Source organism: Pedobacter frigidisoli, assembly GCF_032678525.1.
Classification (GTDB): Bacteria; Bacteroidota; Bacteroidia; order Sphingobacteriales; family Sphingobacteriaceae; genus Pedobacter; species Pedobacter frigidisoli_A.
This window is the reverse complement of sequence record NZ_JAVTSE010000002.1, coordinates 364,258-377,030: the sequence shown is the minus strand read 5'-3', so window position 1 is coordinate 377,030 and position 12,773 is coordinate 364,258. Positions and strand designations below refer to the sequence as shown.

Sequence of the window (12,773 nt, the reverse complement as noted above, 5' to 3'; positions counted from 1 at the left end):
CTTATAGATTTGTGGAAATCAGAACTTCCGATTTTTGCCCCAGATCAGATAAATGATCGATCCTAAAAAGGGGGCTAAAAGAATAATAATAAACCAAAGTATCTTTACCGGGAACATCATCGATGTGTTCCTTGATATGTGATAGAGCGCAGTGAGTATGAGGGCCAGCCAAAGAATGGCCGCCAGAATAATAATCATTCCGATCTGGTTACTTTCGATTTGTGCTATTAACATCATTTCCTGTTTTTCTTATGCTTCAACAATTCTTTCGCCAATTTGTTGGCGCCACATGGCCTGATATAAACCATTTTGTGCAATAAGCGCTTCATGTTTACCCTGCTCAATGATATTACCTTTCTCCAGCACGTAAATGACATCTGCGTGCTTAATGGTTGATAACCGGTGTGCAATTAAAATGGTAATGTGATCTGTAAGATTAGATACCGTTCTGATGGTTTTGGTAATTTCTTCTTCAGTGATTGAATCAAGTGAAGAGGTTGCCTCATCGAAAACCAGGATATCTGGTTGGCGGAGTAATGCCCTTGCAATAGACAAACGCTGTTTCTCTCCGCCAGAGACCTTAACACCTCCTTCTCCGATAAGTGAGTCCAGCCCTTTATCTGCTCTCGCTAACAGCGTCTGGCAGGCAGCCTGATTTAATACCTTGAAACATTCTTCATCGGTCGCAGTCGGATTTACAAATAATAGATTCTCTCTGATGGTACCCGAAAAAAGTTGGGTATCCTGTGTTACAAAACCAATCTTTTCGCGTAAAGCATCAAGATCTATGGCATTACTTGGAATTCCATTGTATAATATCTCTCCCTCTTTTGGTTGATACAGACCTACTAATAGTTTTACCAAAGTCGTTTTTCCTGATCCGGAAGGGCCTACGAATGCGATTGTTTGCCCGTTTTGCGTTTTAAAGCTGATGTTTTCCAGTGCGTTCCGGTTTGCTGTCTGGTGTTTAAAGCCTACTCCACTAAAAGTTAAATCTTTAATCTTTTGAATAGAAACAGGGTTTTCCGGCTTTTTGTCAATAGGTGTACTTAAAATCTTTTTGAAGTTAATAAGGGACACTTCTGCCTCACGCCAGGCAAGTATTACATTCCCCAATTCCTGCAGCGGACCGAAAAGAAAAAACGAATAAAATAAAAATGTTAGGTATTGTCCGGCCGAGATGGTATTGTCGAAGATCAGTAACAGCAGTACCAACACCATGGTGCTTCGCACCAGGTTTACGGTAGTACCTTGTACAAAACTCATACTGCGCACGTATTTCACTTTTTTAAGTTCTAAACCCAGGATTTTGTATGTCGTTTTATTTAACCGCTCAATTTCCTGATCTGCCAGCCCGAGGCTTTTAACCAGCTCGATATTTCTTAATGATTCAGTGGTGGAGCCTGCAAGTGCGGTAGTTTCACCCACAATGGAACGTTGGATGGTTTTGATCTTTCTGCTAAGAAACCAGCTTACAAAGCTGATGATTGGTATGGCCGAGAAATAAACCAAAGTAACTTTGTAGCTTACCGTAAATGAATAAACGATTACGAAAACCATTCCGATAAGGCTTACAAACAAAATGCTGATAAACGCAGTGATGAACTTTTCGGAGTCGAGCCTTACTTTTTGCAGGATGCCCAGGGTTTCTCCGCTTCGCTGATCCTCGAAAACCTGATAAGGCAGTTTTAACGAATGCTTCAAGCCGTCGGCATACATTTTTGCACCAACTTTTTGTACGATAACGCTGGTAAAGTAATCCTGAAAGTTTTTCGCTATCCTTGAAACCATAGCCGCGCCAATTGCAAGACCAATGAGTCCAAGGGATCCCCAGAGATACTCCGCGTAGGTTAAGCTATTTTTTTTATTGATAAAACGGTCTAAAATTTTCCCGGTAATTAGTGGGTCCATCAAAGAAAATCCAATATTTAAACCCGCAAGCAATAGCGCCAGGGCCACAATCCATTTGTGGCTTTTCAGGTAGTTGAGTAGTAATCCCATGAAAGTTTTGTTGTTTGTAAATGCAAACATAAAAAAAGGGAACGGATAAAAATCCATTCCCTTTTTTTATGACTTTTTGGAAAGATACAACGTATCTTTCTATGACTAAAATCCGTATCTCAAACCAATCTGTGCTTGCCAAGGGTTTCCGGTTGGCGTTACAATACCAGTGTTGTTTAAACGGTAGTTGTAATTCGAGCTTGCAGCATCAAAGCCGGTAACAGCATATAAAGCCTGCGTACCTAAGGTTTCTGATGTTCCCCAGGTTTTCTTAATTAAGTTTGCGACGTTAAACAAGTCGCCAGAAATTTCTACCTTTTGTTTCTTGCCAAATTTAATCTCATAAGCTAGTCTCAAATCAAATGTACCGTAGAAACGGTTTATACCACCATTACGCTCTGCAAATGTGCCTTCATATTTAGTGATATAATCTTTTAAGCTCTGGCTTGCAGCACCATTATCAAGTAATGTTTGTAAAGCAGTTCTAAGCGCAGCCGGAACATTTGCATTTGATCGGTTGAAGATGTAAGCTAAATCGTTGGTTGCTACGAAATCACCATTGGTATTTCCTCCAGATAGTAAACTGTATCTTGTACCGCCAATGCCCGAATAACGGATACCGGCTTTAATGCCGTAGAATGAAGGTAAAGTTCCGTAAACAACTACTTTGTTTCTAAACTGGCCATTTGAATAAGTCATTTTACTTAAGTCGCGTGGGTCATCGATAACAGGTAAAGATAGTGTTGCAGAATTGGCTACGTTACCATTATATGAGGTATTATCTTTAGTATCATTCCAGGTAAAACTCGCTGAGATTTCCCCGTCTTTAAAGTATCTCCATGTACCATCTATAACAACAGCAAATTGATTTACTTTACCTTTGCTGTTCATTTCCAGGACTCTGCCAAATAAATTCGTTAAACGGCCTGTTTTCCAATCTGTAACTCCGTTACTCGCAATAATAGAATTTGCCGGTACATATACGCCTCTGTTCCCTTCATTTGACAGCCTGAAGAAAGGATTGGCAACCATATTTCTATCTACATACATATAGTTATTGCGTGCCAATGTTGCATAACCGGTAATACCTACCCTTATTCTATCATTTATTAATTTATTATATGATAGGTTAGCTTTATACACTACTGGTATTTTTGCGTCCTCAGCATAAGTATTGATGGTAGGAATTTGTAATCCTGGTAAAGTTGGCGCTGTAGCGGTTCCATTTCTGTAACCAATAAAGTTTGGAGTAGGAACGCCTGTGCCTGTAACGTCAACCGTTGCAAAGTGTTTACCATCAAATGTCAGGTTATTAATGGTTACATAATTGTTCACATCCGATCCGAAAATTCCGGCTCCTAAACGTACATAATCAGTATGTTTTTCATTCACGTCCCAGTTAAACTGAATACGGGGTTGAATTAAAAATTGCTTTAATTTATGATCTGTTCTTACCCCAATGGCATTAAAAAGATCCTGGTTTAGCGGTGATGTTGGGTATTTGCTATAATCTAAACGTAAGCCCCCTGTAAAATCTAAACCTTTACCCAGTTTAGTTTGCATCTGGCCATAAATTGCCGTATTCCATAACTTACCAACAACTGTCGGATCGGCAACTAATGGAACTTCTCGGTAATAACTGATTGGGATTAAATTATCGAAGTTTTGTAAAGCAGTTTGCCTGTTTCCTGCTGCTACAGTACCCGAGGTATTAAATGTAAAACGGCCATTCACTTCACTACCATACAACGATTTTGCATGGGTATACATCAGGTCAACTCCAAAAGTATATTTGATTTTATCTGTGTTGTAGTAAAAATTATCTACTAATTGGAAAACGTTGTTGGTAAAACCCTCTTGTCCGAAACGGTGTCCGCCAATTTGAACTGAAGTTGCTAGTGTAGCTCCGGTAGGTGATGTAGACTCTAAATTAGAAACCACAGCCCTCGGGATGGCAAAACCTAGCTCATCATTTTGAGTACTGGCCTGGTAGGTGTATAAATGCTGCAGTTTTAATTCGTTGGTAATTTTACTACTAATGGTAGAACGTAAGGTGGCCAATAAACTATTATCCACATTTTTATCATTGCCATAGCTTTCATAGAAGTTAATGGCGGTATTGTCAGCTAAACCTAACGGATTTCTGTCGTTTGTATAGTTATCTCTAACCGTTAATAAATTCTTATCGTTAATCTGCCAGTCTAAGCGAAGAAATCCGGCGTCAGTACCTCTTTTTTTAGGGAAAGATCCAAATTGGGGGGTATTTGCTACACCATATTTTGTTTTTGCTACAGCTAAAAAATTGTTCAGGGTGCTGTTCGTGATGTTGAAACGAGCTATATCTGCATCCGAACTAATATCAGCAATAATAAGCGGGCGGGAATCTCTCTGATGGTCCCAAGCTGCAAAATAATGTAATTTGTCTTTAATGATCGGTCCGCCTAAGCTAAATCCATATTGATAAGTAGAGAAATCGTTCACTCTTTTATTTCCTCTGATGTCGTAAGTACTGGCTAAGAAATCGGCTCTGTTATAAGCGAATGCACTACCTGTAATTTCATTTGTACCAGATTTCGTTACGGCACTAATTGTTCCACCGCCCGAACGGCCTAAACTTACATCGTATTGATTGGTTACTACTTTAAACTCACGTACACTTTCAATGGAGATGGAATACGGTGCACCACTACGGCTGGTTGTACTTCCTGCTGAAGTTGGGTTTTTTGCCGTCATACCATCAATGGTAAAGTTAGTAGAAGAACCTAACTGACCAGAAATTCCTCCGGGACCTGATAAGGGTGATAAATCTGTTAAACTCGAAAAGTTACGTCCATTTACAGGCAATAAGTTCATTGTTTTTGATGAAATTTCCGTAGAGGCACCAAATTGCTGCACTTTATTTCTTAATGCCGAACCATTAACTACGATACCATCAAGGGTTTGGGCGTCTTCCTGCATGTTAACTGCGACACTTACCGCATCGCCCTGGTTAAGCATGTAGCCTGTTCTGTTTTGCTCTGCAAAGCCAATGTAAGTTGCTTTAACGGTATAAGGCCCGCCTAAAGGAAGCTCTTTAAAAGTATATTCTCCCTGAGCATTCGTTGATGTTCTGGTGGTGAAGCCTGTAGAATTGTTTCTGATTTGAACCGATACTCCGGGTATGGGCTTCTTCTGATTATCCGTTACAATACCGGATATGGATGCCTGTGTGGTTTGTGCAATTGCCGGATTAGTTGCAAAAGACAATAGTAGCATCACTGCAACTAGTAAATTTTTCATCATGATTAGTTCTGATTTTTATGATGCAAAATTGTTGTTGTAGTGTTAAGCTGATTTCTATTTTATGTTATTAAATGGTTTACAAATGGTCTTATTTTCGCCCTATGTTAAAATAAAAAACGGCCAACATTAACATATTGGCCGTTTTCATTAAATTGCTTTTTACTTAATTTTCTCAGCATTATATTTATCGCTGAATTTTTTATCCAGTTGTTTGTGCAGGTTGTCGAGGTTAATATCTCTACCCTGAATGAAAGCCTGTTCCACTTTATTGGTTCTCATATCAAGGGCATCACCAGCAGAAATGAAGAAGGTAGCATCCTTACCATTTTCGATACTGCCTGTAGTTTTGTCAACACCCATTACTTTTGCAGCATTCAGGGTAATGGTTGATAAAGCTTTTTCCTTATCCAAACCCCATGCAGTAACTGTACCTGCCATGAAGGGTAAATTCCTTTGCTGCCAGTAACCGTCAATGCTGAGTACTACGTTAAGGCCCGCGTTTGCTAAAACTGCCGCATTCTTGTAAGGCATATTTACATCATCATCATTGTTATTTGGTAATGAATGTGGTTGTTTAACCACTAAACTGATATTATTCTCTTTTAAGAAATCGATAACCAGATAAGCTTCATCTGCACCCGTAATTACAGGTGTGATGCCGAACTTTTTGGCAAAATTAACGGCGGCAACAATGTCTTTTTGAGAGTCGGCAGCAATAAAAAGTTTCTCCTCGCCATTAAATACTCTTCTCATCGCCTCAAACCGGGTATTGATCACCTCTGGCTTACCCATTTCAACATATGCTTTGGCTTCTGCAAAGAAGGAGCCAAGTTGTGCAATAGCGGCCTGTGTCCTTTCTGTTAACATTTCGGGCGACATTTGTGGTCTTCCGAAACCGCCAAAGCCACCTCTGAAACGTGGGGTAACCGGCCAGGTCATGTGCATGGCATCGTCAGTCCTTAGAGCGGCATCTTCCCAGTTCCATGCATCAAGCTGTACAACCGATGAACTTCCTGAAACAGTGCCACCTTGTGGGGTAGGTTGGGCCATTAATATGCCGTTACTGCGTAAGGTTGCAGGAACCTTCGAATCTGTATTATAAGCTACGATAGAACGAATGTGTGAATTGTAATCACCGATTTCCTGAAAATCTAATGTCGCTTTCACGGCTTCTATTTCAGTTAATCCCAGATTGGTTGTTGCTGCAATAAAGCCAGGATAGATGTGCTTTCCGGTAGCTACAATTCTGCTTACATCATCCTGGGGTACCTGTCCGTTTGCAGCAACTGATATAATTTTTCCATTGCTGAAAACGATGGTTCCGTTTTCAATTACCGTTCCGTTACCGATATGTATCGTGGCACCTGTAATGGCAATGGTTTTACTTTGTTTTTTAGCTGGCGAAATGTTTGCCTGGGCAAAACACATCAGGCTCGTTGCCGAAAAAGCCAGACTCATTAAATACGTTTTCATGTTAGTGTGCATGTTCTTTCTCGGTTAATTCGGCTGAATAGTTCTCTAATGTTTCGCAGTTGTACAGACGTGGCGCATCGCCCATAGGGCGCTGTGTGCGACTGCCTTTACTTTTACTTTCCAGCATTTTCTGGATTAAGCGTGCTTTTTCAGCCTGTTGTGCTTTGATGATCTGCCCATCTTTCTCAATATCCCAGTAAGCAATCCCATCTACAAAAGTTTTTTCTGCTTTTGCATAAATAGATAATGGGTTTGCACTCCAGATCACCACATCAGCGTCTTTTCCAGGCTTTAAACTACCCACCTTGTCATCAATATGAAGCATGTGTGCAGGGTTTAAGGTTACAAATTTCAGCGCATCTTCTTCTGGTACATTACCGTATAATACTGATTTACCAGCCTCCTGGTTTAAGTGACGGGCCATCTCAGCATCGTCAGAATTGAATGCTGTAGTAATGCCCACGTTATGCATAATTTTACCATTGTAAGGAATGGCTTCTGCAACCTCATTCTTATAAGCCCACCAGTCAGAAAAAGTGGAACCGGCTATCCCATGTGCTTTCATTTTATCTGCCACTTTATAGCCCTCAAGGATGTGGGTAAAGGTGTTGATTTTGAAGCCTAAGCTATCTGCAACATGGATCAGCATATTAATCTCGCTTTGAACGTAAGAGTGACAGGTGATGAAACGTTTGTTGTTTAGAATTTCCACGATGGCATCGAGTTCAAGATCTTTCCGGACATTACTGCCTTTAACCGACATCGCTTTGGCATATTCTTTTGCACGTGTAAACTCATCAACGAAAGTTTGTTCTACGCCCATACGGGTAACCGGGAAACGGGCACCTGTACCAAAATTACTTTGCTTTACGTTTTCTCCAAGGGCAAATTTGATGAAACCATCTGCACCTGCAAATTTCAGTTCTTCAGGCGATTTACCCCAGCGTAATTTAATCAGTTGAGACTGTCCGCCAACAGGGTTTGCTGAACCATGCAAAATATGCGAAGTGGTGACACCACCTGCCAGCTGGCGATAAATATTGACATCCTCCGAATTGATAATATCAGCTATGCGAACCTCCGCAGACACCGATTGAGCGCCTTCGTTTATCCCTCCGCTACCGGCAATGTGTGAGTGTTCGTCAATAATTCCGGCAGTAATGTGTTTGCCTGTTGCATCAATTACTTTCGCGCCCGCGGCAGAAAGGTTTTTACCAACGGCATTAATCTTTCCGTTCTCCAGCAAAACATCCGCATTTTGCAAAACACCGTCTTTTTCATTCGTCCATACGGTACCATTTTTAATCAAAACAGTTTCTTGTTTAGGCAACTCAACACTGCCAAATGCGGTGAAAGGATAAATTACCGGGCCAACAGCTAATGCAGGTTTAGGCTCATCTTTCTTAGGCATTTCTTTGGCAGCTTCTTTGTAGCTGGCCGTAAATTTACCCGCCGAACCATCAGCAAGAGCAGACTCACCCTTAATGGTGATCGGATTTGCCGAGGTAATATATCCGCTTAAGCGAACATCACCTATAGGGTTTTTCTTAAGGTTGAAGTTAATGCTCACCCAGTCGCCATTGCGTGTAAAGGTTGCAGTCGTTTTTACACTATCTGCACCTGTTCTTTCAATCGCTGCAGCAGAGCCTCCACCCGTTCCGGTTATTTTTAAGGTTAAGGCACCTACACCATCTATGTTCAGGTTATATGTTCCGCGAACATCACTTACGTCTATTTTGTTAACGATGAAGCGTTTTCCCTGAACCCAGTTTTCAAAAATGATGTTGCCGTTTTTGAATAGGTTATCGGAAGAGATCAGAAAGTTGGCCACTTTACCTTTCTCCAGTGAGCCTACTTTATCGCTGATTCCTAAAAGTTCTGCAGGAATAGTAGTTGTTGCCAGTAAAGCCTGTTTTTCGGTTAATCCGTTTTCAATAGCGGTGCGGATGTTGCCCCAGAAATCGCGGCTGTTCTCTAAACCAAATGCAGTTAATGCAAACCTTACGCCTGCTTTTTCCAAAGCTGCAGGATTGGTTGGTGCCAGCTCCCAGCCCTTCATCTGCGATAAGGTTACATTTCTCGCTTCAGCAGGATCTTCTACATCGTAAGCTTTAGGGAAAGATAAAGGAATAATTAAGCTCGCTCCTGTCGCTTTAACTTCATTGATTCGCTGGTACTCATCTCCCGCGGATTTGATAATGAATTTTTTACCAAACTCTTTACCGATCTTATCTGCACGGAGGATATTTGCCCAACCGTCCACTTCAAAAATCTGCGGCATGGCCTGCTGTTTCCCAAACTCATCTAAAGAAATATTATATTCATCTTTTTGTTTGCTATACCATTGTGCATCATAATAGGTCTGGCGGAGTAAGGCGATCGACCCCATTAAAGAGGTAGGATAATCATTTGATGATGTGCCTTTGTTAAACGAATAGTTAGCTGCGGTCTGATCTTTCAAAATAAGGTTATTGTCAGCATCATCGTTCAGTGTAACGGCGGCAGAAACCCCGCGGGCAATGCCATCACGGCTGATGACATTAACACTCCCAAAACCCACTTTGCGCAACTCATCCGCTTTTTTACTGTCGGCAGAGAAGATATTCTTAACATAGGTTTCTGGTCTAATGGCCTCGTTCCATCCATAGGCGCCCTTTTTAGTCGAAACAAAAATAGATTGACGCTGCCCTCCGAAACCGCGTCCCTGAGCCGGAGTTTCGGCAATTCCGTAGCTCGTAAAAGCATCTACTAAGGATGGATAAATGTATTTTCCTTTTAAATCGACAACAACGTATCCCTTTGGTACTGCCAATCCAGCTCCAACGGCCTGAATGGTTTGGCCTTTAATTAACAGTGTTGCTTTGGTGAGGGTTTGGTTGGCATTCACTACAATAGTTGCATTAGTAAAAGCAAACATTCCAGGTCGGGTATCATAAGAACCATTAACAGGGAAAGTAGTTTGTTGTGCAAACATCATCGTAGTAGAAAATACCAGCCCAAGGGCAAGTAAAATTTTCTTCATAATAAGTTTAGTGGTTTTTTGTTTAAAACTAATATAAATTAGCGTTGGTATTGCTGAATATCCTATTTTTTACAATTAATGACTATTTTTGAAGAAACATATTTGGAAAAATGTATAGTATTTTAAAATCTGCGCACTCAGGGTGGCGCTACATCGTATTAATTTTATTAGTTGTTGCCGTAATTAATGCCCTTCAGGGATGGTTAGGTAAAAAAACGTATACAGAAGGTAACCGTAAGATAAATGTCTTCACCCTTATCAGCGCGCATATTCAGTTTCTGATCGGATTGGTGCTTTATTTTTTAAGCCCCCTTACAAAACTTCCCATGAGCGATACGATAGGTAGATACTTCAAAGCTGAGCATACCAGCATGATGCTGATTGCCATTATCCTGATTACTATTGGTAATTCGAAATCAAAAAAAGTAGCAGATGCTGCAGCTAAACACCGCACGATAGCTGTTTTCTTTGGATTGGCCCTAATCATTATCATTGTGGCCATCTCTCTAATGATCAAAGAAGTTCCCGGAAGATCATTTTTTGGAGTTTCATAAAAAATGATTGCTTCCTGAATTAGCAGGAGTGTATTTTGCAACAAAAACTGTCGAATATTAATAATATTTTAAATAAAGCCGGCCCGCTAGCCGGCTTTATTCGTTAATAAATAAAAATTCAACATAAAATATGTGGAATTAATTGTGGTAAATATTTTGCTTTTTCAAATTTCTTTATATTTTTGTCGCTCATGATCAGCAATATACATACATGGCTTTGGCGCGGTAATTCTAAAAAGAGTTGCGCTGGCTGCGTATGAGAAAAATATAGTTTATCAACCTAAACCTTAATTGAACCAATAAAGCCCGGCGTAGAACCACACGCCGGGCTTTTATTTTTTTAGAAAATTACAAAGGGGAGATGGCTTCGTTGTTCCTCCCTGCAATGACGATAAAAATGTTTAAAATTAATACCACCTATAAAAAAATGCTTGCTGACACCACAACGCCTGTTAGCATTTATTTACGATTACGAGATGTTTATCCAAACAGCATCTTACTGGAAAGTTCAGATTATCACAGTCGTGAGAATTCTATGAGTTTTGTTTGTGCCGAACCTGTAGCCGGAATTGTTTTGAAAGGCACACGCCTGGAGACTTATTTCCCGGATGGAACCGTTGCGATAAAAGAAAGTAGAAACCTTACGGAAGAGATAGCCGAATTTAAAGACCAGTTTAAACAAACTGACTTTCCTGAAATTAAGTTTATTTCCAGTGGTTTATTCGGTTATTTTACCTGGAACGCCGTTCAGCATTTTGAAGATATTCAGTTCAAATCCGAAACCCCTGAGGGCGAGGAAATTCCGGAAATGCAATATCACTTGTATCGTTATCTGATTGCTATCGATCATTTTAAGAATGAAATCACCTTGTTTAAAAATACTTTTGAAGGTGAAGAAGAAGGTGGATTGGAAAAAATGGAGTATCTGATACAAAACAAGAACTATCCTGAATATAAGTTTCAGCTTCGCGGTGAGGAAAGCTCAAATTTAACCGATCAAGGCTTCATGGATCTGGTGGAAAAGCTTCAAAAACATATTTATCGCGGTGATGTTTTTCAGATTGTTCCGTCGCGTGCATTTAAACAGGCCTTCTCTGGCGACGAGTTCAATGTATATCGCTGCCTGCGTTCCATCAACCCATCTCCTTATCTGTTTTATTTCGATTATGGCAACTTCAAACTCTTTGGATCCTCACCTGAGGCTCAAATTACGATCAAAAATAATACGGCCAATATTTTTCCGATAGCGGGCACTTTTAAACGCAGTGGAAATGATATCGAAGATGCAGAACAGGCCCGTAAACTGGAGCAGGATCCGAAAGAAAGCGCCGAGCATGTGATGCTGGTCGATTTAGCCCGTAATGATTTAAGCAGGCATTGTAACCGTGTTGAGGTAAAATCGTTTAAAGAAGTTCAGTACTACTCTCACCTCATCCATTTGGTAAGTAAAGTGAGTGGTCACCTTCAGGAAGATGTAAGTGCTTTTAAAGTTGTCGCTGATACGTATCCGGCAGGAACGCTTAGCGGAGCGCCTAAATACAAAGCCATGCAGCTGATTGATGAGAATGAAAAACTGGGACGTAATTTTTATGCTGGTGCCATTGGTTTTATGGGCTTCAATGAAGATTTTAACCATGCCATTATGATCAGGACTTTCATGAGTAAAAATAACGAATTGCATTACCGGGCCGGGGCAGGTATTGTGGCAGACTCGGTTCCGGAAACTGAGATGCAGGAAGTGAATAATAAGATTGCCGCTTTAAGAAAAGCGCTGGAAATGGCAGAGGGAATCTGACAGAAGAGGTAAGACGGATGATGTGGGATAAATGAATAAATGAAGAATCACAATGGAAAATAAAGATAAAAAACCTGTACTGGTGATAGATAATTACGACAGTTTTACCTATAACCTGGTTCATTTAATTAATGAAGTTGGATACGAGGCTGTGGTATGGCGCAATGATAAGTTTGATTTGGCAGATGTAGCACAATACGACAAAATTTTACTGTCTCCAGGTCCGGGCATTCCGGAAGAGGCTGGTTTACTCCTGGATGTAATCAAAACTTATGCACCAACCAAAAGTATTTTTGGGGTCTGTTTAGGGCAACAGGCAATTGCAGAAGTTTTTGGCGGAAATTTACTAAACCTTGGACGCCCAATGCACGGCATTGCAACACCTGTTACGGTGGTAGATGGTGATGAACCCTTGTTCTGGGAATGTCCGCAAACCATCAATGTGGGACGCTATCATAGCTGGGTGGTAAGCAAAGAAAACTTTCCTGCCTGCCTTAAAATTACTGCAAGGGACCACAAAAGTGAAATTATGGCGTTACGACATGAGTCGCTCGACGTTCGCGGAGTACAGTTTCACCCCGAAAGTGTGCTTACCGAATATGGTAAGCAAATGATGGAAAACTGGTTGACGAGTTAAGAAATAAGA

At 40.7% G+C, this 12,773-nt stretch carries 8 protein-coding genes; 3 read left to right on the top strand and 5 right to left on the bottom strand.

Translation table 11 applies throughout. The features are described from left to right. Window positions 1-18 precede the first annotated feature (18 nt). From R2Q80_RS06595 to R2Q80_RS06575, 5 genes are all read right to left on the bottom strand, one after another. Window positions 19-198, bottom strand: a complete 180-nt coding sequence (locus R2Q80_RS06595) for a PLDc N-terminal domain-containing protein (RefSeq protein WP_316799283.1) — start codon at window positions 196-198, stop codon at window positions 19-21. 51 nt (window positions 199-249) lie between these two features. Then, window positions 250-2,001, bottom strand: coding sequence for an ABC transporter ATP-binding protein (locus R2Q80_RS06590; RefSeq protein ID WP_316798840.1), 1,752 nt, complete (start codon window positions 1,999-2,001; stop codon window positions 250-252). 105 nt (window positions 2,002-2,106) lie between these two features. Then, window positions 2,107-5,283, bottom strand: a complete 3,177-nt coding sequence (locus R2Q80_RS06585) for a TonB-dependent receptor (protein WP_316798839.1) — start codon at window positions 5,281-5,283, stop codon at window positions 2,107-2,109. 159 nt (window positions 5,284-5,442) lie between these two features. Next, the gene (locus R2Q80_RS06580) at window positions 5,443-6,756 is read right to left on the bottom strand and encodes an amidohydrolase family protein (protein ID WP_316798838.1); all 1,314 of its coding nucleotides are present in this window, start codon (window positions 6,754-6,756) and stop codon (window positions 5,443-5,445) included. A 1-nt stretch (window position 6,757) separates the two neighbouring features. Further along, window positions 6,758-9,778, bottom strand: coding sequence for an amidohydrolase family protein (locus tag R2Q80_RS06575; RefSeq protein WP_316798837.1), 3,021 nt, complete (start codon window positions 9,776-9,778; stop codon window positions 6,758-6,760). Between the two features lie 110 nt (window positions 9,779-9,888). Here R2Q80_RS06575 and R2Q80_RS06570 point away from each other — a divergent pair, with 110 nt between their 5' ends. From R2Q80_RS06570 to R2Q80_RS06560, 3 genes are all read left to right on the top strand, one after another. After that, complete coding sequence (locus tag R2Q80_RS06570; RefSeq protein ID WP_316798836.1) at window positions 9,889-10,332, top strand: cytochrome B; 444 nt, start codon at window positions 9,889-9,891, stop codon at window positions 10,330-10,332. Between the two features lie 397 nt (window positions 10,333-10,729). Beyond that, on the top strand, window positions 10,730-12,127 hold the full coding sequence (locus R2Q80_RS06565; RefSeq protein ID WP_316798835.1) for an anthranilate synthase component I family protein: 1,398 nt from the start codon (window positions 10,730-10,732) through the stop codon (window positions 12,125-12,127). 52 nt (window positions 12,128-12,179) lie between these two features. Further along, a complete protein-coding gene (locus R2Q80_RS06560) occupies window positions 12,180-12,764 on the top strand; it encodes an aminodeoxychorismate/anthranilate synthase component II (RefSeq protein ID WP_316798834.1) in 585 nt (194 codons plus the stop codon). The last annotated feature ends 9 nt before the right edge of the window (window positions 12,765-12,773 follow it).

Coding starts and splice junctions, on each gene's coding strand:
- R2Q80_RS06580 (WP_316798838.1), bottom strand. CDS start 6,756: ATGAAAACGTATTTAATGAGTCTGGCTTTTTCGGCAACGAGCCTGATG.
- R2Q80_RS06595 (WP_316799283.1), bottom strand. CDS start 198: ATGATTATTATTCTGGCGGCCATTCTTTGGCTGGCCCTCATACTCACT.
- R2Q80_RS06590 (WP_316798840.1), bottom strand. CDS start 2,001: ATGGGATTACTACTCAACTACCTGAAAAGCCACAAATGGATTGTGGCC.
- R2Q80_RS06570 (WP_316798836.1), top strand. CDS start 9,889: ATGTATAGTATTTTAAAATCTGCGCACTCAGGGTGGCGCTACATCGTA.
- R2Q80_RS06560 (WP_316798834.1), top strand. CDS start 12,180: ATGGAAAATAAAGATAAAAAACCTGTACTGGTGATAGATAATTACGAC.
- R2Q80_RS06565 (WP_316798835.1), top strand. CDS start 10,730: ATGTTTAAAATTAATACCACCTATAAAAAAATGCTTGCTGACACCACA.
- R2Q80_RS06585 (WP_316798839.1), bottom strand. CDS start 5,283: ATGATGAAAAATTTACTAGTTGCAGTGATGCTACTATTGTCTTTTGCA.
- R2Q80_RS06575 (WP_316798837.1), bottom strand. CDS start 9,778: ATGAAGAAAATTTTACTTGCCCTTGGGCTGGTATTTTCTACTACGATG.